This window comes from Paraburkholderia haematera (assembly GCF_905220975.1).
In the GTDB taxonomy this organism is placed as follows: Bacteria; Pseudomonadota; Gammaproteobacteria; order Burkholderiales; family Burkholderiaceae; genus Paraburkholderia; species Paraburkholderia haematera.
The window spans coordinates 942,758-967,317 of record NZ_CAJNBK010000001.1; the positions used below are offsets into that span (position 1 = coordinate 942,758).

Annotated in this window: 24 protein-coding genes and 1 tRNA gene; 15 read left to right on the forward strand and 10 right to left on the reverse strand. The window is 61.9% G+C overall.

The annotated features are described in order from the left end of the window. Positions 1 to 209: 209 nt before the first annotated feature. The 7 genes from KHO23_RS04160 to KHO23_RS04190 form a co-directional block, all read right to left on the reverse strand. Entirely contained in the window at positions 210 to 866 is a 657-nt protein-coding gene (locus KHO23_RS04160) for a diacylglycerol kinase (RefSeq protein ID WP_211609749.1), read from the reverse strand. Positions 867 to 886: 20 nt separating this feature from the next. Beyond that, positions 887 to 1,918: a glycosyltransferase family 4 protein gene (locus KHO23_RS04165; protein WP_211609750.1), complete on the reverse strand. Its 1,032-nt coding sequence runs from the start codon at positions 1,916 to 1,918 to the stop codon at positions 887 to 889. A 30-nt stretch (positions 1,919 to 1,948) separates the two neighbouring features. After that, the gene (locus tag KHO23_RS04170; RefSeq protein ID WP_211609751.1) at positions 1,949 to 2,890 is read right to left on the reverse strand and encodes a UDP-2,3-diacylglucosamine diphosphatase; all 942 of its coding nucleotides are present in this window, start codon (positions 2,888 to 2,890) and stop codon (positions 1,949 to 1,951) included. A gap of 211 nt (positions 2,891 to 3,101) precedes the next feature. Then, positions 3,102 to 3,623, reverse strand: a complete 522-nt coding sequence (locus KHO23_RS04175; protein ID WP_211609752.1) for an RDD family protein — start codon at positions 3,621 to 3,623, stop codon at positions 3,102 to 3,104. Positions 3,624 to 3,636: 13 nt separating this feature from the next. Further along, a complete protein-coding gene (locus KHO23_RS04180) occupies positions 3,637 to 4,386 on the reverse strand; it encodes a DUF3106 domain-containing protein (RefSeq protein ID WP_211609753.1) in 750 nt (249 codons plus the stop codon). 16 nt (positions 4,387 to 4,402) lie between these two features. Further along, positions 4,403 to 4,831, reverse strand: coding sequence for a DUF3619 family protein (locus KHO23_RS04185; RefSeq protein ID WP_211609754.1), 429 nt, complete (start codon positions 4,829 to 4,831; stop codon positions 4,403 to 4,405). Next, entirely contained in the window at positions 4,828 to 5,391 is a 564-nt protein-coding gene (locus KHO23_RS04190; RefSeq protein WP_063495282.1) for an RNA polymerase sigma factor, read from the reverse strand. The genes KHO23_RS04185 and KHO23_RS04190 overlap by 4 nt, the downstream gene beginning before the upstream one ends. Positions 5,392 to 5,755: 364 nt before the next feature. Here KHO23_RS04190 and KHO23_RS04195 point away from each other — a divergent pair, with 364 nt between their 5' ends. The 6 genes from KHO23_RS04195 (at position 5,756) to KHO23_RS04220 (ending at position 12,859) form a co-directional block, all read left to right on the forward strand. Continuing rightward, a complete protein-coding gene (locus KHO23_RS04195) occupies positions 5,756 to 7,519 on the forward strand; it encodes an acetolactate synthase 3 catalytic subunit (protein ID WP_211609755.1) in 1,764 nt (587 codons plus the stop codon). Positions 7,520 to 7,643: 124 nt separating this feature from the next. Then, complete coding sequence (ilvN, locus tag KHO23_RS04200) at positions 7,644 to 8,135, forward strand: acetolactate synthase small subunit (protein WP_011487482.1); 492 nt, start codon at positions 7,644 to 7,646, stop codon at positions 8,133 to 8,135. A gap of 133 nt (positions 8,136 to 8,268) precedes the next feature. Then, the gene (ilvC, locus tag KHO23_RS04205; RefSeq protein WP_211609756.1) at positions 8,269 to 9,285 is read left to right on the forward strand and encodes a ketol-acid reductoisomerase; all 1,017 of its coding nucleotides are present in this window, start codon (positions 8,269 to 8,271) and stop codon (positions 9,283 to 9,285) included. A gap of 134 nt (positions 9,286 to 9,419) precedes the next feature. Then, positions 9,420 to 10,058, forward strand: coding sequence for a phosphatidylserine decarboxylase (locus KHO23_RS04210; protein WP_211609757.1), 639 nt, complete (start codon positions 9,420 to 9,422; stop codon positions 10,056 to 10,058). Between the two features lie 24 nt (positions 10,059 to 10,082). Next, positions 10,083 to 10,952: a CDP-diacylglycerol--serine O-phosphatidyltransferase gene (pssA, locus tag KHO23_RS04215; RefSeq protein ID WP_211609758.1), complete on the forward strand. Its 870-nt coding sequence runs from the start codon at positions 10,083 to 10,085 to the stop codon at positions 10,950 to 10,952. Between the two features lie 359 nt (positions 10,953 to 11,311). Next, on the forward strand, positions 11,312 to 12,859 hold the full coding sequence (locus KHO23_RS04220) for a 2-isopropylmalate synthase (RefSeq protein ID WP_211609759.1): 1,548 nt from the start codon (positions 11,312 to 11,314) through the stop codon (positions 12,857 to 12,859). Between the two features lie 242 nt (positions 12,860 to 13,101). Here KHO23_RS04220 and KHO23_RS04225 read toward each other — a convergent pair whose 3' ends face one another. The 3 genes from KHO23_RS04225 to KHO23_RS04235 all read right to left on the reverse strand — a co-directional run bounded on the left by KHO23_RS04225 (position 13,102) and on the right by KHO23_RS04235 (position 16,189). After that, positions 13,102 to 14,682, reverse strand: a complete 1,581-nt coding sequence (locus KHO23_RS04225; RefSeq protein WP_211609760.1) for a SulP family inorganic anion transporter — start codon at positions 14,680 to 14,682, stop codon at positions 13,102 to 13,104. A 79-nt stretch (positions 14,683 to 14,761) separates the two neighbouring features. Beyond that, positions 14,762 to 15,397: a carbonic anhydrase gene (locus KHO23_RS04230; protein ID WP_211609761.1), complete on the reverse strand. Its 636-nt coding sequence runs from the start codon at positions 15,395 to 15,397 to the stop codon at positions 14,762 to 14,764. Positions 15,398 to 15,625: 228 nt separating this feature from the next. Then, complete coding sequence (locus KHO23_RS04235; RefSeq protein ID WP_120298421.1) at positions 15,626 to 16,189, reverse strand: hypothetical protein; 564 nt, start codon at positions 16,187 to 16,189, stop codon at positions 15,626 to 15,628. A 184-nt stretch (positions 16,190 to 16,373) separates the two neighbouring features. Between KHO23_RS04235 and KHO23_RS04240 the strand changes: the two genes are divergently transcribed. The 9 genes from KHO23_RS04240 (at position 16,374) to KHO23_RS04280 (ending at position 24,546) form a co-directional block, all read left to right on the forward strand. Then, entirely contained in the window at positions 16,374 to 17,696 is a 1,323-nt protein-coding gene (locus KHO23_RS04240) for a branched-chain amino acid ABC transporter substrate-binding protein (protein WP_211609762.1), read from the forward strand. A gap of 215 nt (positions 17,697 to 17,911) precedes the next feature. Then, the gene (rpsO, locus tag KHO23_RS04245; protein ID WP_011487489.1) at positions 17,912 to 18,184 is read left to right on the forward strand and encodes a 30S ribosomal protein S15; all 273 of its coding nucleotides are present in this window, start codon (positions 17,912 to 17,914) and stop codon (positions 18,182 to 18,184) included. Between the two features lie 359 nt (positions 18,185 to 18,543). Then, positions 18,544 to 20,694 carry a polyribonucleotide nucleotidyltransferase gene (gene pnp / locus KHO23_RS04250; RefSeq protein WP_211609763.1) on the forward strand — a complete coding sequence of 717 codons (2,151 nt, stop codon included), beginning with the start codon at positions 18,544 to 18,546 and terminating at the stop codon, positions 20,692 to 20,694. A 190-nt stretch (positions 20,695 to 20,884) separates the two neighbouring features. Next, complete coding sequence (locus KHO23_RS04255; protein ID WP_211609764.1) at positions 20,885 to 21,901, forward strand: NAD(P)H-quinone oxidoreductase; 1,017 nt, start codon at positions 20,885 to 20,887, stop codon at positions 21,899 to 21,901. Positions 21,902 to 22,044: 143 nt separating this feature from the next. After that, a complete protein-coding gene (gene tpiA, locus KHO23_RS04260) occupies positions 22,045 to 22,824 on the forward strand; it encodes a triose-phosphate isomerase (RefSeq protein ID WP_211609765.1) in 780 nt (259 codons plus the stop codon). An 82-nt stretch (positions 22,825 to 22,906) separates the two neighbouring features. After that, entirely contained in the window at positions 22,907 to 23,284 is a 378-nt protein-coding gene (gene secG / locus KHO23_RS04265) for a preprotein translocase subunit SecG (protein WP_054034962.1), read from the forward strand. Between the two features lie 113 nt (positions 23,285 to 23,397). Further along, a tRNA-Leu gene (locus KHO23_RS04270) sits at positions 23,398 to 23,482 on the forward strand. A 161-nt stretch (positions 23,483 to 23,643) separates the two neighbouring features. After that, complete coding sequence (locus KHO23_RS04275; protein WP_007175615.1) at positions 23,644 to 24,003, forward strand: NADH-quinone oxidoreductase subunit A; 360 nt, start codon at positions 23,644 to 23,646, stop codon at positions 24,001 to 24,003. A gap of 63 nt (positions 24,004 to 24,066) precedes the next feature. Next, positions 24,067 to 24,546, forward strand: a complete 480-nt coding sequence (locus KHO23_RS04280) for a NuoB/complex I 20 kDa subunit family protein (RefSeq protein ID WP_006052903.1) — start codon at positions 24,067 to 24,069, stop codon at positions 24,544 to 24,546. Positions 24,547 to 24,560 lie beyond the last annotated feature (14 nt).

Sequence of the window (24,560 nt, forward strand, 5' to 3'; positions counted from 1 at the left end):
TTACGCCGGGCTGGGCGCGTGGCGGCGTGCCGCTCTAGCGTGATCCACCCGGACGCGGTTGGTATATTGAGCGCCCCTCAAACCTGCCGCTGCGCGACAGGCCTGCGAGACTATCGAACGATTATAAACCGACCGTTCTTATACCAAGCGGATACTCAGGGTTTTCATTTTTTGGGGCGCCCGACAGGGTGCGCGGGCGGGGTTCGTCCTCACGCTCCCAGCCACGCTTTGACCCAACGCACGACGAGCGGCCCGACGATCAGTCCCCACGTCATCAGACACATGCCGAGCGCGACCATGACCGCCGCGCTGCCAAGATCCTTGGCACGGCGCGACAGCTCATGGCGCTCGAGCGAAATCCTGTCGATGGCCGCCTCGAGGCTCGAGTTCAGCAATTCCACGATCAGCACCAGCAGTACCGAGCCGAGCAGCAATACGCGCGACACGGGATCGACCGGCACCAGCACGCCGCACGGAATCAGGATCGCGGCGAGCGTGAGTTCCTGACGAAACGCGCTTTCCTCGCGGATTGCCACACGAAACCCGGCAAGCGAATTTTTCATCGCGTGCCACGCCCGGGTCACGCCGCGATTACCTTTGTACGGATTGAAGGGGAGCGGGGCGAGCGGATCGTCGGGGCTGAGCGGTTCGTTGTGCGGCTCGTTCCCGGGGCTTTCGAGGCTCGCGCCGCTCACGCCACTCATGCCACTCACGCCGTGAAAACCATTCGCGTGATGGACATGATCCGGCGTGCCGTGCTCGCTCACGTCGTCGAACGGCTCGACGCCGACGGGGTCGGCGCCGGCATCGACAGCGCGCAACGCGCCGTTCGAAGCGCGTGCCGCAGTGGAGTTTCGGGTTCGCATAAGCGGCTCGGCGCGTCGCGTCACGCGGCGGCGCTTTCCTCGCTGTACGAGGTGCGCGGCAGCGGTTTCAGATGGGCCGCGAACTGCTCGGACGCCGCCGCCCACGAGAAGCGTTCAGCCCACGCGCGTGCATGGCTGCGTTCGATTTTCAGCGCTTCGAGGCAGGCCTCGCGCAAGTCCTCATGCATGGCGCCCGCGCCGCCGTCGCCGAGCACGTCGATCGGGCCGGTCACCGGATACGCCGCGACCGGCGTGCCGCAGGCCAGCGCTTCGAGCAGCACGAGCCCGAAGGTATCGGTGCGGCTCGGGAAGACGAATACGTCGGCGGCGGCGTAGACCTTGGCCAATTCGGCTTGCGTCAGCACACCCAGGTAATTCGCTTGCGGATAGCGCGACTTCAATTCGGCGAGTGCCGGGCCTTCGCCCGCGACCCACTTCGAGCCGGGCAGGTCGAGCTTGAGAAACGCCTCGACGTTCTTTTCGACCGCTACGCGCCCCACGTACAGAAAGATCGGCCGCGCGGTGTTGAGGACCTTCGAGTCCATCTGGTGAAAGATGTCGAGATCGACGCCGCGGGTCCACAGCACCACGTTGGTGAAGCCGAATTTTTCGAGGTCGGCCTTGACCACCGGCGTGGGCGCCATCACGGCCAGCGACGCTTTGTGGAACCAGTGCAGAAACTTGTAGGTGAGCGCGAGCGGAATACCGAAACGTGCCTGCACGTATTCGGGAAAGCGCGTGTGATAAGCGGTCGTGAACGGCAGCTTGTGCTTGATCGCATACGCCCGCGCGGCCATGCCGAGCGGACCTTCGGTAGCGATGTGCAGCGCGTCGGGCGCGAAATCGTCAATGCGCTGACGCAGCTTGCGGCCCGGCAGCAGCGACAGGCGAATCTCAGGATAGGTCGGGCAGGGAATCGTCTTGAACTCGAGCGGCGTCAGCAAGTCGACGTGGTGGCCGAGGGCGGTGAGCTCGCGCGTGGTGTTTTTCAGCGTGCGCACGACGCCATTGACCTGCGGTTCCCATGCGTCGGTGACGATCATGATCTTCATCGGTTTCGGCCCAATAGAAGTGGAGAGGGACTACGCGGTCGCCCGGGCCTTTTGCACGCCGACTTCCGGTGCGCGCATCACGGTCCAGTAGATCACCTTGAGTTCGCCTTCATACGTCTCGACGAGTGCCGACAGGCTTTCGACCCAATCGCCGTCGTTGCAATACAGCACGCCGTCGATGTCGCGGATTTCTGCTTTGTGAATGTGCCCGCAGACTACGCCGTCGCAACCGCGGCGGCGCGCTTCGTCCGTCATCACGCGCTCGAACGACGAGATGAAGTTCACCGCGTTCTTCACCTGGTGCTTCAGGTATTGCGACAGCGACCAGTACGGAAAGCCGAGCCGGCTGCGGATCCGGTTGAACCAGCGATTCAGGATCAGGATCATCGTGTAGAGCGTGTCGCCGAGATAGGCGAGCCACTTCGCATGCTGGATCACGCCGTCGAACAGATCGCCGTGCACGATCCATAGGCGCTTGCCGGCGAGCGTCGTGTGGAACGCTTCGCCGCGTACGTGGATGTCGCCGAACGCGAGGTCGCAGAACTGACGCGCGGCTTCGTCGTGATTGCCCGGGACGTAGATGACCTGGGTGCCTTTGCGCGCTTTGCGCAACACCTTCTGCACGACGTCGTTGTGCGCCTGCGGCCAGTACCAGCCTTTTTTCAACTGCCAGCCGTCGATGATGTCGCCCACGAGGTACAGGTATTCCGACTCGTTGTGCCTCAGGAAGTCGAGCAGATACGGCGCCTGACAACCGCTGGAGCCGAGATGGATGTCGGATAGCCAGATGGTGCGATAGCGATGCGGTTCGGCGTGCTCATCGTCGTGATGGCCGGCGTTCGCGTCGAGTGGCAGCGACGGCACAGGCAACGGCATGCCGTGGCTAGGGTTGGGTTCCGGGCGGAACGCGACAGGGTCGACGCTCGGGCCGGTCTGGCGGAACAGGGAAGTCGCGGACGTTTTGGGGTCCATGGCTCACGCGTCGAGTTGCGGTGCCCGTATTGCGCCAGTCGCGCGTGACCGTGCCGTGACAGTCACGAGAAGTTCTTATTACTGTGTCGAAACCGGGAGGCGGCGCTGAGGAGCGGCGGGCTGCGGAGAAGGGCGGTGGCGAGAGCTAACCGCAGTCAGGCGTGAGCGGAGCGCGGGCGCGGTGGCGTGAATTGCAGCGCGGCCAGTTCGCTCAGCGCGTGACGCTAATGACGCGCGTACCGGCGAGACGGTCGTGGAGGAATTGACGCTGCGGATCGAAGCGGCCCGTGGCGGCCCACAGCACGAACCAGATTGCGGCGACCACCAGCGTCTGCGGCACGGCGAGGCCGAGCAACGGATGCAGCGCGAGCGGTGGCAAAAACCACAGCCAGGCCAATACGTAACGAACGATCGCGCGGCCCGTGGACAGCGGCGCGCCGTTGGCGCCGACGACGCGCAGGCGCCACGTTTTCATCGGCAGCGTCTGGCCGCTGTGGGTCCAGAACCAGACGAAATAGAGACCGACCACGAGGCCGATCCACGCTGCGAGCAGGTTGTGATGGGTGAGGCCGTTGCGCTGCTGCGTCAACGTGCTGAACAGATAGCCCGCGATGAACACGACGCCGAACAGGATCACGGCTTCGTAGAGCAGCGCGGCGAGGCGCCGGCGGACGGTGGGTGTGGTGTCCGATGGATCGGCAGGCAGTGTCGAGGTGGCGAGTGGCTGGGACACGGTCGGGCTGCGCTCAGGAGCCGTTGAAAATCGACGGCGCCTCGGACGGCGAAACCGGCACCGGGGTGGCAGGCACGAAGCTGCCAGCAGCCGGAATCGCGGGCGCGACGGCCGGGCTCGGCAAAGATGCGGCACTGGCCGCTGCGGCACTGCTCGCGCCGTGCTCCCGGGCATTGACCAGACGGTCCAGGCCCTTGATCTCGGTCTTGCCGGACGGCGGCGCGCTCACTACGCTCGGCCGCCGCTTACGCTCGCTCGCGGCGAGCCGTTCCTTCTGCTCTTCCGGCAATTGCTGATAAGCCTTCCACGCATTCTGACGGGCCTCGCGCGGCAATTCCTTCGACACCTGGTAGTTTTCGCGTGCCACGCGCCGCTGGTCGGGGGTCATACGCACCCATTCGGCCATTCGGTCATGCAGGCGCTTTTGCGCATCAGGCGATAACTTCGGATAACGCGACGCGATTTTGATCCATTTCCGCTTGCGTTCGTCGCTGAAGGAATCCCATAGGCTTGCGAAAGGCGCGAGCGCAACGTGCTCGGCCGGGCTCAGACGCGACCATGCCATTGGGCTATTGCTACTGGACAGGCCCGACAGATCGACGGTGAGGGTGGGCGCCGGCGCCTTGGCGGTCGCGTTGCCGCCTGCGGCAGGCGCGCTGGCGGTCGGCGAGTTCGGATAAAAGCGCGGATACGTCGCGGCAAACGACACCAGGGCCGCGATCGCGCATCCGAAAACAACGGCCAAGCCGCGCTTGTAACTCACCCGAAGGATCTCCCGCTCAGTGGGCGCGCGATAGGTACGCGTTGAAGCCGTGGTCGAGATACGCATTGAGCGGCAGGTCGTCGCTTAGCATGGCGGCATCGATATCGGCGAGTTCGGCCGTGCGTTGCTGGTCTTCCCAGTAGGCGATGCCCACGAGGCTGACGACCAGCGCGACGAGCGGCCAGGCGAGCGCAAAGCGGCGCAGCGGCGAACGGCGGCGCTGCGGCATCTCGACTTGCGGCATACCGGCCGGCATGCCGGCACCGGCAAAAGCGGGCACGAACACTGACGCGCTCACGGTTTCGGGCTTCTTGCGAGCAAGCGCGGCGCGGCGCGCCACGGCGAGCCGGTCGACGGTGGCGGGCGGTATGCTGGCGGCGTTTTCGTCGAGCGCGCGGCGCACCTGGCGGGCGAACTCGAGTTCTTTGGTTTCTAGGGAGCTCATAGCGTAATTCCTTTAGCCTTGAGCGCTTGCGCCAGCGTGTGGGTGGCCCGCGAGCAGTGCGTTTTCACACTGCCTTCGGAGCAGCCCATCGCGGCGGCAGTCTCGGCGACATCCATATCTTCCCAATAACGCATGAGAAACGCCTCCCGTTGACGTGCAGGTAACTTTTGGATCTCGTCGTCGATTAACTGTAAGACTTGTTCGCGTTCGAGTTTCTGTTCGTTGCTCTCAGAGCCCGCTGAACCTTGTTGTGCCTCGAACGTTTCGAGGGGGTCGAATTCGTCGTCATCGGCGTTGCCGAGCGAAGAAAACAGACTAACCCAAGTGTTGCGCACTTTGGCACGACGGAAATAGTCGTGCATCGCATTCTGGAGAATACGCTGAAATAGGAGCGGAAGTTCGGCGGGAGGACGGTCGCCATATTTTTCGGCGAGCTTGATCATCGCGTCCTGCACGATATCGAGCGAGGCGTCGTCGTCCCGCACGGCGTAGACCGTCTGCTTGAATGCGCGCCTTTCGACGCCCGCCAGAAAATCGGCGAGTTCCTTGTCTGATGCCATCCGTTTGGGGGTCGGCGCAGCGTGCGTGCGCGTAGTCGGTCGAGAAATGTCGTAAAACTCGCGGATGCTAACAAACTTTCGCGTCGCTGGGGCGAAACCCGGCCTATCTTGCATCTATATAACAATGTTTCGGTCACTTTTGGGTGGCCGGCGAGATTCAGGGGCTGGGCGCCATGGCAATATTTGCTTGACCGCGCGGACATCTGCAGATATCTTCGCTGGTTCGCAACATAAGTGACTTGTCTCAATTGAGGTGTGGCCCAAGAAGCTCACCTGTCAACTGGACGCGCCGCTTGAACCCGAGCCACAAGCCCGGCAGAGAGCACCCGATCAATTTTTTGCCGAAAATTCGAAAGGTGAATAAATGAATATGCCCAGCGCGGAATTCTCCACGTCGGATACGACCCCCCATCCCGAAGCTGACTCTATCGGCGCCACCGTGCTCATGAAGGCACTGGCCGACGAAGACGTCGAGTTTGTCTGGGGCTATCCCGGCGGCTCGGTACTCTACATTTACGACGAGCTGTACAAGCAGGACAAATTCCAGCACGTCCTCGTGCGCCACGAACAAGCCGCAGTCCACGCCGCCGACGCCTATGCGCGTTCCACCGGCAAAGTGGGTGTGTGCCTCGTGACCTCCGGCCCCGGCGTGACCAATGCGGTGACCGGTATCGCCACGGCCTATATGGATTCGATCCCGATGGTGATCATCAGCGGCCAGGTGCCGACTGCTGCGATCGGTCAGGATGCGTTCCAGGAGTGCGATACGGTCGGCATCACGCGTCCCTGCGTGAAGCACAACTTCCTCGTGAAGGACGTGCGCGACCTCGCCGCTACCGTCAAGAAAGCTTTCTACATCGCCCGTACCGGCCGTCCCGGCCCGGTGCTGATCGACATTCCGAAAGACGTGTCGAAGACGCCGTGCCAGTACGAACCGCTCAAGACCGTTTCGCTGCGCTCGTACAACCCGGTCACGAAAGGTCACTCCGGCCAGATTCGCAAGGCCGTGGCCTTGTTGCTGTCGGCCAAGCGTCCGTACATCTACACCGGCGGCGGCATCATCCTCGCGGATGCATCGCGTGAGCTGAACCAGTTTGCCGATCTGCTTGGCTATCCCGTCACCAATACGTTGATGGGCCTGGGCGGCTACCGCGCGAGCGACAAGAAATTCCTCGGCATGCTCGGCATGCACGGCACGTACGAAGCCAACATGGCGATGCAGCACTGCGACGTGCTGATCGCGATCGGCGCGCGTTTCGACGACCGTGTGATCGGCGACCCGGCGCACTTCGCGTCGCGTCCGCGCAAGATCATCCATATCGACATCGATCCTTCCTCCATCTCCAAGCGCGTCAAGGTCGACATTCCAATTGTCGGCGACGTGAAGGAAGTGCTGAAGGAACTGATCGAGCAGCTGCAAACGGCCGAGCATGGTCCCGACACCGCAGCGCTCGCCGACTGGTGGAAGGACATCGAAGCCTGGCGCGCCAAAGACTGCCTGAAGTTCGACCGCCAGAGCGACATCATCAAGCCGCAATACGTGGTGGAAAAGGCGTGGGAACTGACCGACGGCAATGCCTTCGTGTGTTCCGACGTCGGCCAGCACCAGATGTGGGCGGCGCAGTTCTATCGCTTCAACAAGCCGCGCCGCTGGATCAATTCCGGTGGTCTCGGCACGATGGGCTTCGGCCTGCCGGCGGCGATGGGCGTGAAGATGGCGCACCCGGACGATGACGTGCTCTGTATCACGGGCGAAGGCTCGATCCAGATGTGTATCCAGGAACTCTCGACCTGCAAGCAGTACGAGACTCCGGTGAAGATCATTTCGCTGAACAACCGCTATCTGGGCATGGTGCGCCAGTGGCAGCAGATCGAATACAGCAAGCGCTATTCGCATTCGTACATGGATGCGCTGCCGGATTTCGTGAAGCTCGCCGAAGCGTACGGCCACGTCGGCATGCGTATCGAACGCACGGCCGATGTGGAACCGGCGCTGAAGGAAGCGCTGCGCCTGAAAGATCGCACGGTGTTTCTCGATTTCCAGACCGATCCGACCGAAAACGTCTGGCCGATGGTCCAGGCCGGCAAGGGCATCACAGAGATGCTCATGGGTTCGGAAGATCTATAACGACGGCGCGTTGAGTTAAACGCAGCGCCGGCTTCGTCATGCGCGCCTCCACAAAGGGCGAAGGCGGACGAAGCGGCGCGGACCCGCTCGCATACATCGACAAAACATCTGGAAGAAGCGAAACATGAGACACATTATTTCTGTCCTGCTGGAAAACGAACCGGGCGCGTTATCACGCGTGGTGGGTCTGTTCTCCGCACGCGGCTACAACATTGAAACCTTGACGGTGGCTCCGACCGAAGACCGTTCGCTGTCGCGCATGACCATCGTCTCCATTGGCTCGGACGACGTGATCGAACAGATCACGAAGCATCTGAACCGCCTGATCGAGGTGGTGAAAGTGGTCGACCTTACCGAGGGCGCCCACATCGAACGCGAGCTGATGTTGATCAAGGTGAGGGCGGTCGGCAAGGAACGTGAGGAGATGAAACGGATGTCGGATATTTTCCGCGGCCGGATCATCGACGTCACCGAAAAGACCTACACGATCGAACTGACGGGCGCGAGCGACAAGCTCGATGCCTTCATCGAAGGGATCGACGCGACTGCGATTCTCGAAACCGTCCGTACGGGCAGTTCGGGCATCGGCCGCGGCGAGCGCATTCTGAAGGTTTGACGCGCGCGCTGGGTTGCAGTTAGCAACCGTCTCGATCGAAGCCGGGCAGTGCCTTCAAGAACCCGGCCAAGCAACACACCATTCGCAGTATTTGTATTTCACTGATTTCACCGAATTTAGCCAAGGAACCGACATGAAAGTTTTCTACGACAAGGACGCCGACCTCTCCCTCATCAAGGGCAAGCAAGTCACCATCATCGGCTATGGTTCGCAAGGCCATGCTCACGCGCTGAACCTGAGCGAAAGCGGCGTGAAGGTGACGGTCGGTCTGCGCAAGGGCGGCGCATCGTGGAGCAAGGCTGAGAACGCCGGCCTGCAAGTCAAGGAAGTGGCGGAAGCCGTCAAGGGCGCAGACGTCGTCATGATGTTGCTGCCGGACGAGCAGATCGCTGACGTCTACGCTAAGGAAGTGCACGCCAACATCAAGCAAGGCGCTGCGCTCGCCTTCGCACACGGTTTCAACGTGCACTACGGTCAAGTGATCCCGCGCGCGGATCTGGACGTGATCATGATCGCGCCGAAGGCCCCGGGCCACACGGTTCGCGGTACGTACTCGCAAGGTGGCGGCGTGCCCCACCTGATCGCCGTTGCGCAAGACAAGTCGGGCGCAGCTCGTGACATCGCCTTGTCGTATGCAGCAGCGAACGGCGGCGGCCGTGCCGGCATCATCGAAACGAACTTCCGCGAAGAAACGGAAACCGACCTGTTCGGCGAACAAGCCGTGCTGTGCGGTGGTACGGTCGACCTGATCAAGGCAGGCTTCGAAACGCTGGTGGAAGCAGGCTACGCGCCGGAAATGGCGTATTTCGAGTGCTTGCACGAACTGAAGCTGATCGTCGACCTGATCTACGAAGGCGGCATCGCGAACATGAACTACTCGATCTCGAACAACGCCGAATATGGCGAATACGTGACGGGTCCGCGTATCGTGACGGCTGAAACGAAGAAGGCGATGAAGGCTGTGCTGACGGACATTCAGACCGGCGAGTACGCAAAGAGCTTCATCATCGAAAACAAGGCCGGCGCACCGACGCTGCAATCGCGCCGCCGTCTGACGGCCGAGCACCAGATCGAAACGGTCGGTGCCAAACTGCGTTCGATGATGCCGTGGATCGCTGCGAACAAGCTGGTCGACCAGTCGAAGAACTAAGAGGCCAGCCTTACCGCCTCTGACCGGCGCGGCGCATCGTCGCAGCAGCCGGTAATGCAAAAAGCCGTCCAAGGGTGCTGAACCCTGGGCGGCTTTTGCTATCCTACGGTTTTACAAAAATACAGAAGCCATCCATGAATTACCCTCATCCGATTATCGCGCGAGAAGGCTGGCCGTTCATCGCCATCGCGGCCGTCATTGCATTACTGGTTCATGCCTTCGCGGGATTCGGCTTTGCATGGCTGTTCTGGCTGATCCTGATCTTCGTCGTGCAGTTTTTCCGCGATCCGGCACGCCCGATTCCGACTCAGGCGAACGCCGTACTGTGTCCGGCCGACGGCCGTATCGTCGCGGTCGAGACAGCGCATGATCCGTATGCCAACCGTGAAGCGCTGAAGATCAGCGTGTTCATGAACGTTTTCAATGTCCACTCGCAACGCTCGCCGGTGGATGGCGCGATCTCCAAGGTCGAATATTTCCCGGGTGCGTATCTGAACGCCGCTGTGGATAAGGCTTCGCTCGAAAACGAGCGCAACGCGGTGGTGATCGAGATGGCCGGCGGCCAGACGGTGACCTCGGTGCAGATCGCCGGTCTGATTGCACGGCGTATTCTTTGCTACGTACGGGCGGGCGAGCCGCTCACGCGTGGCCAGCGCTACGGATTTATCCGGTTTGGCTCGCGTGTCGACGTGTATCTGCCGGTGGGCAGCCGTCCGCGTGTGTCGATCGGCGAGAAGGTTTCCGCGTCGTCCACGATCCTCGCTGAACTATAAAGCGGCACCAAGGAGGTTTTCCGAATGGCCGCATTCAAACCGCGTCGACCCCGCAACAGCGGGCAGCTCCCGCGTCCGTTCCGCCGTAACAAGCCGATCGTGGCGGAGTCGGTGGCAGTCGACAGCCGGCGCGCGCAGCGTCAGCAGTTCCTGAGAAAACGCGGCATTTATCTGCTGCCGAACGCGTTCACCACCGCAGCGCTCTTCTGTGGCTTCTTCGCGGTGGTGCAGGCGATGAACGTGCGCTTCGAGGTCGCGGCGATCGCGATTTTCGTGGCGATGGTGCTGGACGGCATGGACGGCCGGGTCGCCCGTATGACGCATACGCAAAGCGCGTTCGGCGAACAGTTCGACAGCCTCTCGGACATGGTGTCGTTCGGTGTGGCGCCGGCGCTGGTGATGTACGAGTGGATTCTGAAGGATCTCGGCCGCTGGGGCTGGCTCGCGGCGTTCGTCTATTGTTCGGGGGCGGCGTTGCGTCTTGCCCGCTTCAACACGAACATCGGCGTGGTCGACAAGCGTTTCTTCCAGGGCATGCCGAGCCCGGCGGCCGCGGCGCTGATCGCCGGTTTCGTGTGGCTCGCCACCGATAACCGCGTGCCGCTCAAGCTGGTGTGGCTGCCGTGGGTCGCCTTCGTGCTGACCATCTACGCTGGTGTGACGATGGTGTCGAACGCGCCGTTCTACAGCGGCAAGGCGCTCGACGTGCGGCACCGCGTGCCGTTCGGCGTGATTCTGCTGGTGGTGGTGGCGTTCGTGCTGGTGTCGTCCGATCCGCCGCTGATGCTGTTCGGCCTGTTCGTGCTGTACGGTCTGTCGGGCTATGTGTTCTGGGGCTATCAGGCCGTGCGGGGCAGGGCGAATCCAGCTCGGTCAGTGGAGCGGGACAGGTAAAGCGCACTTTCGGTGGACGGACGTGGCGTGAGAAAACGGCAGCCTTCCCAGGCTGCCGTTTTTCGTTCTTAAGCCCGTCCCGTGGCGCGCGGCAGGCAGGTCTGACGCCAATTGCACGATGGCGGGAATGCCGCTATAGTCGTTCGATGAATGCGTTCACGCTCCCGATTGAGTAACACGAACCTCAACAAGGCGGTGCGCCGCTCGGCGCGCTAGTGCTGGCGCGTCTACCGCGCTGATCGCTGCCGTTTCCGCCCTCCGTCTGCCTCGTCTATGGTTTAGCGTCGCCAGCGGTGGCGCAAACACCCGAATTCCAATATCCGATCCCCGCAATTGAACGACTCCCCAGGAGACCCGACATGGCCGACAAACTGATCATATTCGACACCACGTTGCGCGACGGCGAACAATCGCCCGGCGCGTCGATGACGAAAGAAGAAAAAATCCGTATCGCGAAGCAACTCGAACGGATGAAGGTGGACGTGATCGAAGCGGGCTTCGCGGCCAGCTCGAATGGCGACTTCGATTCGATCCACACGATCGCCGGCCTGATCAAGGACAGCACGATCTGCTCGCTGGCCCGTGCCAACGACAAAGACATTCAACGCGCTGCTGACGCACTCAAGCCGGCCGATCATTTCCGCATCCACACGTTCATCGCAACGTCGCCGCTGCATATGGAAAAGAAGCTGCGCATGACACCGGATCAGGTGTTCGAACAGGCGAAGCTGGCGGTGCGTTTCGCCCGCAAATTCACGGACGACGTCGAGTTTTCGCCGGAAGACGGCAGCCGCTCGGACTTGGATTTCCTGTGCCGTGTGCTGGAAGCGGTGATCGCCGAAGGCGCAACGACCATCAACATCGCAGATACGGTCGGCTACGGCGTGCCGGAGTTGTACGGCCAGCTCGTCAAAACGCTGCGTGAGCGTATTCCGAACTCGCACAAGGCCGTGTTCTCGGTGCACTGCCATAACGACCTCGGCATGGCCGTGGCGAACTCGCTGGCCGGCGTGCAGATTGGCGGCGCGCGTCAGGTGGAGTGCACGATCAACGGTCTCGGTGAGCGCGCGGGTAATACGTCGCTCGAAGAAATCGTGATGGCGGTGAAGACCCGCAAGGATTACTTCGGCCTCGATGTCGGGCTCGATACAACGCAGATCGTGCCGGCTTCGAAGCTGGTGTCGCAGATCACCGGTTTTGTCGTGCAGCCGAACAAGGCGGTGGTCGGCGCGAACGCGTTCGCGCACGCGTCCGGTATTCACCAGGACGGCGTGCTGAAAGCGCGCGACACGTACGAAATCATGCGCGCGGAAGATGTGGGCTGGAGCGCGAACAAGATCGTGCTTGGCAAGCTGTCGGGCCGTAATGCGTTCAAGCAGCGTTTGCAGGAGCTGGGTATCGCGCTCGATAGCGAAGGCGAGTTGAATACCGCGTTCGCGCGCTTCAAGGAACTGGCCGATCGCAAGTCGGAAATCTTCGACGAAGACATCATCGCAATCGTTACTGAGGAATCGGCTGAGGCGCAGGAGAAGGAGCACTACAAGTTCCTGTCGCTGTCGCAGCATTCGGAAACCGGCGAGCAGCCGCACGCGAAGATCGTGTTCTCGGTCGAAGGCAAGGAAGTGACCGGGGAAGCACGCGGCAACGGTCCGGTGGACGCCACGCTCAATGCGATTGAAACGGAAGTGGGGAGCGGTTCGGAATTGCTGCTGTATTCGGTGAACGCCATCACAACCGGTACGCAGGCGCAAGGCGAAGTGACCGTGCGACTGTCGAGGAGTGGGCGCATCGTGAACGGCGTGGGCACCGATCCGGATATCGTCGCGGCTTCCGCGAAGGCCTATATTTCGGCGCTGAACAAGCTGCATTCGAACTTCGATAAGTTGAATCCGCAGCGCTCGGAGTGACGGAGGCAGGGCGCTGCTGGCGGGCCCGCTGACCGTATGTCTCGAAGCCCCGTGCCGTGAAGGGTACGGGGCTTCGTGTTTTTTGCGGCGCTTCCTTTTTGTTTGTAGCGCGGCACTGATAAGTGCCCCAGCATCGAGGCTTCGGGCTTCGCGGCCGCTAGCTTTTACGCGCCCTGTGCCTTTCATGTGCACAGGTTCTCCGGCATTGGCCACACACAGCTTATGCGCGGCACTCGCCCTGGCTATTTCGTCGCCGCACGCCGCAACGACCACCCGCGCGCCGCACGGGCCTGTGCCTGCACTTGATGCCGCACTTCAACCGCGATCTCACGGCGCGGCGCATTGGCGACAAACGCGTCCAGCAGTTCGCGCACATCGTGATCGACAAAGTCGGCGCGGGTTGCGTCGACGATCAAGGTCGCGCCGTCGGGAATCTGCTGCAGATAGTGCTTGAGCGGCACCTTGCCGAGAAACGACACGTCCTTGCGAAAGGACAGCAGATAGTGATCGCCATGTTGCGCAAGCACGATCGGGCTGCGCAGGTTCGCATACAGTGCGAGCAACACGCTGCACAGAATGCCGAGCACGATGCCGACGAGCAGATCGGTGGCGAGCACGCCGGCCAGCGTGACGATGAACGGCGCAAACGGCGCGAAGCCTTGCCTGGCGAGCGCAACGAACAACGAGGGCTTGGCGAGCTTCACGCCGGTGAAGATAAGAATGGCCGCGAGGCAGGCAAGCGGAATCAGGTTGATGACACGGGTGAGCGCGAACACGCTCATCAGCAGCAACACGCCATGAATGATCGCGGAGAGCCGGCTCTGCGCGCCCGCGTGGACATTGGCGGAACTGCGCACAATGACCGAGGTGATCGGCAGGCCACCGATCGCGCCGGCGATCAGATTGCCCACGCCCTGCGCCTTCAGTTCGCGATCCGGTGGCGCTGAGCGTCGCGCGGGGTCGATCTGTTCGACTGCTTCGAGGCTCAACAGCGTTTCGAGACTTGCGACAATCGCCAGTGTGATGGCTACGCGCCAGACATCGGGATTGACCAATTGCGCGAAATGCGGGCCGAAGTCGGCCCCTTCGAGGGCGAGTTGCAATGCGGCGAATGATTCGAGCGACGGCAGCGCGACGCGATGCTCGGCAGGCGGAGCGAACGACGGGGCGAGCAAGCTGAGCAGCAGCGTCGCGCCGATCCCCAGCAGAACCACGGCGAGCGGCGCGGGTACGAGGCGCACGAGCATAAAGCGGCGCAACGCACGCGTTTCCCAGCCCACCAGAATCGCCAGCGAGAGCAGCGTAATCACGCAGGCCGCAAGCGATATCGAGCCGAACGGAGTGGTTACGCTGCCGGCCACCTGGGCGGCTGCTTGCGACCCGGCCGATGCCCGCGAGGCGACCAGCCCAAGTGCAAGCGGGAATTGTTTGACGATCAACAGCACGCCGATTGCCGCAAGCATGCCTTTGATCACTGGCGAAGGCACATAGGCCGCAAATCTGCCGGCCTTCAGCATGCCGAAGCCGAACTGAATCGCGCCGGACAGCAGCACGGCCAGCAGGAACGCGGAGAAACTGCCGAGTTGCGCGATCCCGTCGACGACGATAACGACGAGGCCCGCCGCCGGCCCGCTGACGCTCAGGCGCGAGCCGCTCAGCACAGCCACGACGAGACCGCCGACGATGCCCGACACAAGCCCGGCAAACGGCTCGACGCCCGATGCGTTAGCGATGCCAAGACACAGCGGCAACGCCACCAGAAACACGACCGTGCCGGCAAACAGATCGCGCTGAAACGTGGAAAGAAAAGCTCGAAGGTTCATGGAGTCGAAGCAGTAGTGTTAGGAGTTGCGTGTGCGCAAGAAGACCGGACCGCGACCGGTTCCCGATAGAAGCTACGCCCTAGGCGGCGCTATGAGCGGCTGTCGTGCAGGTCATGGCGTCGTCGGTTTCGTAGCCGGATGTGAGTACCTTGATGCGGCCGTCTTCGAGCGCAAAGATCCAGCCGTGAACGAGCGGTGCGGGGTCGGCGCCCTGCACGATCGGACTTGCGCGTAACAGGCGCACCTGTTCGAGCACGTTCAATTCCGCGAGACGATCGACACGCTCACGCTCGCTCGCATGGCTATCGAGCTCGTTGCCATGCGCCTTTGCTAGCGCGCATAAAGGCGCGATCCGGCGATTCACGTGCGGCAGCGTCGGTTCCGGCGGCAGCAGCGCGGCGCGCACACCGCCGCAGCCATAGTGGCCGCAGACAATCACGTGCCCCACCTTTAGCACCCGCACCGCGTATTCGAGGACGCTCGCGGAGTTGTCGTCGTCGGGATGAAAGAGGTTCGCGATGTTGCGGTGAACGAACAGATCGCCTGGCTCGCAATGCGTGATGGTTTCGGCGGGCACACGGCTGTCCGAGCAGCCGACCCACAGCACATGCGGATTCTGGCCGCGCACCAGATCGCGGAAAAATTCGGGGTTGCGCGCGGCGGTTTCGTGCGCCCATGCGACGTTGGCGACCAGCAGGCGTTTCGGACGGTTCATCGATAGCGGTTCCGTAAGTAGGGCGACTCGATTCGTAGCTGAATCCCGGCGGTGCGCGGACAGCGCATCGAATGCGGGCAACGTCGAATCAATGCTTACGAAAAGCTTTCTATCAAAAAATAAATCGCTGTGCGCGAAATAAAATTCGCCGGCATGCGTAATAAATAAAAAAAAGCCGCCTGAAGAGGCGGCTTCGCAGATCGATGCGCTATGGGTTCGAGCAGACGCTCAGAACAGACTGCGGCGATCCGGATCATGCAGCGGATCAGGCGTTTTCTGCGTGAGCCGCACAATGCCCTGATCGTCGAAATAAAAGCTGTACATCATGTACCAGACGTTGTCTTCCAGGTAGCGATACGTCCAGACCTCGCGCTTCATCAATGGGAAGTACGACGTTTCGACAGGGCGGCCGAAGTTCACCAGCACGTCGCTCTTCGTCCACTTGCCGATTTCCGCCCGGTAGAACTCGTTGGGCTGAAGCACCTGGCGCACGGTGACGATCTTGCCGGATGCGTCGATGTCGGCGGCCGTGGTGGTTTCGCCCATCGGCTGGGTCGGCCACATCAGCCGCTTGCCACCGTTGGGCAGGTCGTAGGTTTCACGCGGCGCGCCGAGCCGGGCGACGATGGTCGATTCGTCCGCGCCTTGGCTGTATTGCTGCCAGGGCTGCACGCAGCCGGCGAGCGTCACCGTGAGTGTGAGCGCGCTCAGGCAGGCGAGCGCGGCGCGGCGCAGGCGTGCTGCGGGCGGCGCTTCGATCGAGGCCGCCGTGGATAGGTGGCGGTTGAACATGAATTCCTCCGATGGCATTTGAGTAGCGGTTTTTATCATCGAGACGCTTTATTTTGACACGGGCGGCCACAAAAGATTTGCGCTTCGTGCGAGGCATCTCTCGATGCACGGTAACGAATCCGCCGGCTTGCTTATTCCGTCTGGAACGCCCTATGATCCGCGCTTCGATGGATCAAGCGGGGCAATGACAATGGCAAAGTGGCAACGGGCGGCGGCAGCGGCAGTCGTCGCGCTGGGGGCGATTTCGATGGCCGCGGCGGTTCACGTCGCGGCAGACGCGGCGTCTGGTCCTGCAAGCAAGTCCGCCAATCAGCCCACGGGTACGCCGATCCAGCTGGCGCTGATCGAAGGCATGTCCGGCCCATTCGCGAACGCGGGCGCGGCGGTGGAGCGCAATCTGCGATTCGGCGTCGAACAGGTGAACGCGCAAGGCGGCGTGAAGCTCGCCGACGGCGCACATCCGCTCGAACTGGTCGTGCTTGACAGCAAGGGCAGTACTGAAGAGGCGTTGGTGCAACTGCGCGCTGCCGCGGACCGGCATATCGGGTACGTCATGCAGGGCAACAGTTCGGCCGTGGCGGCCGCGTTGATCGGCGCGATCGATAAACAGAACAGCCGCGAGCCGGGCAACCGCGAGTTGTTTCTCAACTATTCCGCCGACGATCCCGCCCTGACCAACGCCAATTGCAGTTTCTGGCACTTCCGCTTCGACGCGCACGCGGGCATGCGCATGGATGCACTGGCTGACGTGATTCAGCGCGACAAGGCGGTGAAGAAAGTCTATCTGCTGAACCAGGACTACAGCTTCGGCCACGATGTCAGCAGCCTCGCTCGTTCGACGCTGGCCGCGAAGCGGCCGGATATCACGGTCGTCGGTGACGAATTTCATCCGATCGGCCGCGTGAAGGACTTCGCACCGTACATCGCGAAGATCCGCGCGAGCGGCGCGGACGCGGTTATCACCGGCAACTGGGGCAACGATCTGACACTGCTCGTCAAAGCGGCGCGGGAGCAGGGGCTGGACACCCGGTTCTACACGTTCTACGGCAATAGTCTTGGCGCGCCGGCCGCGTTGGGCGATGCCGGCGTCAAGCACGTGATCGCGGTAGCAGACTGGCACCCGAACGCCGGCGGTGCGGCCTCCGACGCGTGGTATGCAGCCTTTCGCGCCCGTTTCCCCGCGGCCCAGGACGACTACCCGGTGCTGCGCATGCCGTTGATGATCGAAACCCTCGCCGCGGCGATGAATCGCGCCGGCAGTGCCGACCCGGCTGCTGTCGCCCGGGCTATGGAGGGGATCAAGTTCGACAACGGCTTTCACGCCTCGTGGATGCGGGCCGGGGACCATCAGCTAATCCAGCCCCTTTACGTAATGGAGATGGACAAGGCCGGCACGCCTGGCGTCAAGTTCGACAACGAAGGTTCTGGCTACGGTTTCCGCACGGTGCTGGCATTGCCGCCCGAGCGCACCGTGCCGACGACCGTGTGCAAGATGAAACGGCCGTAAAACCGGTTCGAGCCAGCCCTGAGCCGCGCACGGTTCCGCCCGGTACAGCAGGGTTCTCGGCCGGATTGGGCTGTGCTACAATACGCGTCCCGTTGTGAGGCATATCGCATGTTTCTAGTTTGCAACTAATGCGAAGTAATGCGAAGGCACTCACGGGTAACCCACGGCACGGCCTTTCTTCCGTGACCGCCTGTCTAGTTCTCAAGGAAATCGACATGTCCGCAGTTGAAACAAGCAAGAAGTCCGAAGTCGTTGCGCAATTCGCACGCGCAGCTAACGACACCGGCTCCCCCGAAGTTCAGGTCGCGCTGCTCACGACCCGCATCAACGAACTGACCGTTCACTTCAAGGCACACACGAAGGATCACCACAGCCGCCGCGGTCTGCTGCGCATGGTGAGCCGCCGTCGTAAGCTGCTCGACTACCTGAAGGGTAAGGACGCGGATCGTTACCGCGCACTGATCGAGAAGCTGGGTCTGCGTAAGTAATCGGCCAGTCGTTCAGCAAGATGCCTGTGTCAGTTCCACTGATACAGGCATTTTGTTTTTGCACGGTGCGCTTCATGTGATGTGCACCGCCTGCCGGCTGCGGTAGCGTGACGGTTCATGCGGCGGCTAGCAGGAAAACAGCAGTAAAAAAAGTAGCAAAAAAGCAGCAAAAAAGCAGCAAAAAAGAGAAAGACGGCCGGGCCCCAGGGGCAGAGCTTTGTGTCATTCCAGCGGTTCGCGCGCACATAACGTGGGGCGTGCTTCTCTGGAATGGCATAACACTACTCTTCCCATGTGGCGCCGGTCCTGGCGTTGCCGCGCCGCTTCTGGATCGCGCGGCATAACGATGAGGAAAAGCAATGACTATGTTCAATAAGATCGTTAAAGAATTTAAGTGGGGACAACACAACGTCCGTCTCGAAACGGGCGAAATCGCTCGTCAGGCAAGCGGTGCGGTGCTCGTCGACGTTGAAGACACGGTTGTGCTGGCTACCGTGGTCGGCGCCAAGACCGCCAAGCCGGGCCAGGACTTCTTCCCGCTGACCGTCGATTACCTCGAAAAAACCTACGCTGCGGGCAAGATCCCCGGTGGTTTCTTCCGCCGTGAAGGCCGTCCGTCGGAAGGCGAAACGCTGATCTCGCGCCTGATCGACCGTCCGCTGCGCCCGCTGTTCCCGGAAGGCTTCTACAACGAAGTCCAGGTCGTGATTCACGTCCTGTCGCTGAACCCGGAAATCCCCGCTGACATTCCCGCGCTGATCGGCGCGTCGGCGGCGCTCGCCGTGTCCGGCCTGCCGTTCAACGGCCCGGTCGGCGCAGCACGCGTGGCCTACATCAACAACGAATACGTGTTGAACCCGACGCGTCCGCAAATGAAGGAATCGGCGCTCGACCTGATCGTCGCCGGTACGGAACGCGCGGTGCTGATGGTGGAATCGGAAGCGCAGCAACTGAGCGAAGAAGTGATGCTCGGCGGTGTGGTGTTCGGTCACGAGCAAATGCAGATCGCGATCGACGCGATCCATGAGCTGGTCCGCGAAGGCGGCAAGCCGGAATGGGACTGGCAACCGGCAGCGAAGAACGAGCCGCTGATCGCACGTGTGACGGAACTGGCGCAAGCCGATCTGCTCGCCGCTTACCAGATTCGCGACAAGCAGGCACGTTCGGCCAAGCTGAAGGAAGTCTACGCAGCGACGTCGGCCAAGCTGGAACAAGACGCAGCGGCAGGCGGCGCGGTGGCGGCCGACAAGGCAACAGTCGGCAACGTGCTGTTCGACATCGAAGCGAAGATCGTCCGTACGCAGATCCTGAACGGCGAACCGCGTATTGACGGCCGCGACACGCGCACCGTGCGCCCGATCGAAATCCGTACCGGCGTGCTGCCGCGTACGCACGGCTCAGCCTTGTTCACGCGCGGCGAAACGCAAGCCATGGTGGTCGCAACGCTGGGCACCAAGGGCGACGAGCAGAACATCGACGCGCTCGAAGGCGAGTACCGCGAACGCTTCATGCTCCACTACAACATGCCTCCGTTCGCGACCGGCGAAACGGGCCGCGTCGGTTCGCCGAAGCGCCGTGAAATCGGTCACGGCCGTCTGGCCAAGCGCGCGCTGGCTGCGTGCCTGCCGAGCGCCGACGAATTCGGCTACTCGATTCGCGTCGTGTCGGAAATCACCGAATCGAACGGTTCGTCGTCGATGGCTTCGGTGTGCGGTGGCTGCCTCGCACTGATGGACGCCGGCGTACCGATGAAGGCGCACGTCGCCGGCATCGCGATGGGCCTGATCCTGGAAGGCAACAAGTTTGCCGTGCTGACCGACATCCTCGGCGACGAAGATCACCTCGGCGACATGGACTTCAAGGTGGCGGGTACCGAGCAAGGCGTGACCGCGCTCCAGATGGACATCAAGATCCAGGGCATCACGAAGGAAATCATGCAGGTCGCCCTCGCGCAAGCGAAGGAAGGCCGTATGCACATCCTCGGCAAGATGACCTCGGCTGTGTCGGGCGCGAACACGGTGCTGTCGGACTACGCACCGCGCATGATCACCATCAAGATCAATCCGGAAAAGATCCGCGACGTGATCGGCAAGGGTGGTTCGGTGATCCGCGCGCTGACCGAAGAAACGGGCACGACGATCGATATTTCGGACGACGGTGTCGTCACCATCGCCAGCACGAGCAGCGAAGGGATGGCCGAAGCGAAGAAGCGTATCGAGAACATCACGCTGGAAGTCGAAGTGGGCCAGGTCTACGAAGGCACCGTGCTCAAGCTGCTCGATTTCGGCGCGATCGTGAACATCCTGCCGGGCAAGGACGGTCTGCTGCACATCTCCGAGATCGCCAACGAGCGTATCAAGGACATCAACGACTACCTGAAGGATGGCCAGCAAGTGAAGGTCAAGGTCATCCAGACGGACGAAAAGGGCCGCGTGCGTTTGTCGGCCAAGGCGTTGCTGAACGACGCCCCGAACGGCGCGCCGCAAGGCGAACCGACGCCGCAGCAGTAATGCGGTAGCAGAACGACGGCCGGCAGCGCGAATGCGTGCCGGCCGTTTTTCATGAAGGGTGCAGGGTGGATCGCGTTGCAACCAGGTGCAAACCGGCGCAAACAGGTACTCTGTTTGCATGAAGCGTTTCGTCGAGGTTCAGACGATTTCCGCTGGTGGGCAACGCAATCCAATCTTGGAGCTGACGCAGATGAAAGCGATCGAAATCACCGAATTCGGTGCGCCGGAAGTCCTCAAGCTGGCCGAGCGGCCCATGCCTCAGCCAAAAGCGGGCGAGGTGCTGATCAAGGTGGCGGCATCGGGTATCAACCGTCCGGACGTCTTCCAGCGCAAAGGGGGGTACGCGCCGCCGCCGGGTGCTTCGGACCTCCCGGGGCTGGAGGTGGCGGGTGAGATCGTCGGCGGCACCGTCGACGAGAAGAACAATCCGTTCGGTCTGAAAGTGGGCGACCGCGTGTGTGCGTTGCTTGCAGGCGGTGGTTACGCGGAATATGCGACCGCGCCGCTGTTGCAGTGCTTGCCGGTGCCCGCCGGCTTGTCGGATGTGGAGGCGGCTTCGCTGCCGGAAACATTCTTCACGGTGTGGAGCAATGTGTTCGACCGTGCGCAACTCGGCAAGGGCGAAGGTGCGCCGAACGAGACGCTGCTGGTGCAGGGCGGCTCGAGCGGGATCGGCGTGACAGCGATCCAGATCGCACATGCGCTGGGTTTTCGCGTGTTCGCGACGGCCGGATCGGACGAAAAGTGCCGCGCGTGCGAAGCGCTCGGCGCGGAGCGTGCGATCAACTACAGGACTGAGGATTTCGTCGAGGTCATCAAGTCGCTGACGAACGATCGCGGTGCCGACGTGATTCTCGACATGGTGGCGGGCAGCTATGTGCCTCGTGAACTGACCGCGCTGGCCGACGGTGGCCGCATCGTGCTGATCGCCTTGCTGGGCGGCGCGAAAGCGGAGTTGAATCTGAACGAAGTGCTGCGCCGCCGTTTGACGGTGACGGGTTCGACGTTGCGTCCGCGGCCAATCGAGTTCAAGGCGAAGATCGCCGCGCAATTGAAAGAGCGTGTGTGGCCGCACCTCGAGGATGGCCGAATCAAGCCGGTGGTGCACCGTGTATTTCCGGCCGCCCGGGCCGCTGAAGCGCACGAGTTGATGGAAAGCAGCACGCATGTCGGCAAGATCGTGCTGACTTGGGGTCAGGACGCTTGACGCGGTCAGCTTGACAGGTCAGTTTGACCCGATCCCCCCCACGCAGTAAAATTGCGCGTTTTGCGCACGCCGCATGAATCCGAAGGCGGGCTGTAAGCGCAAACGAAGTCCGCCGCCAATACAAGATGTGAGACGACGAGACGATGTCGAAACAACGAGCCAAGCTGGTAGTCGGTAACTGGAAGATGCACGGGCGCCTCGCCGAGAACGCAACGCTGTTGCAGGCCGTGGCGCAAGGCGCGGGCGAATTGCCGGCCGATGTGCGCGTCGGCGTTTGTGTGCCGTGCCCTTATCTCGCGCAGACTCAATCGTTGCTGGAAGGCAGCAAGGTCGTGTGGGGCGTGCAAGACGTCTCCGCGTTCACGCATGGCGCCTATACCGGCGAAGTGGCCGCGCCGATGGTGGTGGATTTCGGCGCCACGCTTGCGATCGTCGGGCACTCGGAGCGCCGCGCTTACCATCGTGAAAGCGCGGAGTTGGTTGCAGTGAAGGCGCAGCGTGCGCTGGAAGCGGGTTTGACCCCGATCGTGTGTGTCGGCGAAACGCTCGAAGAGCGCGAAGCAGGTTCCACGGAGCAGGTGGTCGGCGCGCAACTGGATGAAGTGCTGGCGAAGCTGTCGGTGGCGGATGCGGCGCGCATCGTTGTCGCGTATGAGCCGGTCTGGGCGATCGGCACCGGCAAGAGCGCTACGTCGGAACAGGCGCAGGCTGTGCATGCGTTCCTGCGTTCGCGCCTGGCGGCAAAGGGCGCGGTGGTGGCGGATGTGCCGGTGCTGTACGGCGGCAGTGTGAAGCCGGAGAACGCGGAAGAATTGTTCCGCCAGCCGGATATCGACGGTGGCCTGATCGGCGGCGCGTCGTTGAAAGACCAGGATTTCCTGGCGATCTGCAAAGCGGCGGCTGCGACAAGCGTCGCCGGTTAAGCAGGGCGCCTCGGCGAGGATGACCCAATCCCGCGCGGCACACTTTGTGTGGCGCGGTTAAATAAAGACTCAGGTGAGTGTGATGCTGTATTTGAAAACATTGATTATCGTCGTTCAGCTGTTGTCGGCACTCGGGGTCATCGGCCTTGTCTTGCTGCAACACGGCAAAGGCGCCGATATGGGCGCTGCTTTCGGTAGTGGCGCATCGGGCAGCCTGTTCGGCGCGACCGGTTCAGCCAACTTTTTGTCGCGTACCACGGCCGTCCTCGCAGCCGTGTTTTTTGTAACGACATTGACGCTGACATACCTCGGCGCGTATCGCGCAAAACCGTCCGCAGGCTTGCTGGGCGCGGCTGTGACAGCACCGGTCGCGGCCTCCGCTGCGGCCGCACCGGCTGGCGGCTCGGCAGTATTGCCGGCGTCGGCCGCATCCGTCCCGGCTACGGATGTGCCGAAATAAATTTTTCGTTCAAAGTGCTTTTGTGCGTTGAACAATCTGTTTAGACCAGTTACAATCTAAGTCTTGAAGCGATTCGCGGGTTTTATAAGTTGTTTTCCCGGATTGCAATTAGTGCCGACGTGGTGAAATTGGTAGACACGCTATCTTGAGGGGGTAGTGGCGAAAGCTGTGCGAGTTCGAGTCTCGCCGTCGGCACCAAATGTTATCTAAATGCCAGCCGCTTGCTTCGCTTCGGCTGGCATTTTCACTTCTAACGCGCGGCTTGCGTTGGGCTTGCGGCATGTGCATTGTCGAAGTGATTTCGCGTCAGGAGTGCTATGCTCTTGGCGGCATTCAGAACCAACCGATAGAGGATAGTCTTGAACCTCGCAGCCTATTTCCCCGTCTTGTTGTTCCTCATTGTGGGCACCGGTTTAGGCGTAGCACTGGTCAGCATCGGCAAGATCCTCGGTCCCAACAAGCCCGATACCGAGAAAAACGCACCATACGAGTGCGGCTTCGAAGCATTCGAAGATGCGCGCATGAAGTTCGATGTGCGTTACTACCTCGTCGCCATTCTCTTCATCATTTTCGACCTTGAAACCGCGTTCCTGTTCCCGTGGGGTGTGGCCCTGCGCGACATCGGCTGGCCCGGCTTCATGGCAATGATGATTTTCCTGCTCGAATTCCTGTTGGGCTTCGCCTATATCTGGAAGAAGGGCGGCCTCGACTGGGAATGATGGATTAATCGCCGGTTTGCGAGGGTGGCCATGGCTTGCCACCCCGTCTGGAGTGGAAAGCAAATGAGTATCGAAGGGGTCTTGAAGGAAGGGTTTGTCACCACTACGGCAGACAAACTGATCAACTGGACGCGCACTGGCTCGTTGTGGCCGATGACGTTCGGTCTCGCGTGCTGCGCGGTCGAGATGATGCATGCGGGCGCTGCCCGTTATGACCTTGACCGTTTCGGCGTGGTGTTTCGTCCGAGTCCGCGTCAGTCGGACGTGATGATCGTCGCCGGCACGCTGTGCAACAAGATGGCGCCGGCTCTGCGCAAGGTCTACGATCAGATGGCCGAGCCGCGCTGGGTCATTTCGATGGGCTCGTGCGCGAACGGCGGCGGCTACTACCACTATTCCTATTCGGTCGTGCGCGGCTGCGATCGGATTGTGCCGGTCGACGTCTACGTGCCGGGTTGCCCGCCTACGGCGGAAGCGCTGGTGTACGGCGTGATCCAGTTGCAGGCCAAGATCCGTCGCACCAACACAATCGCCCGTCAATAAGGCCAACGCCTCCC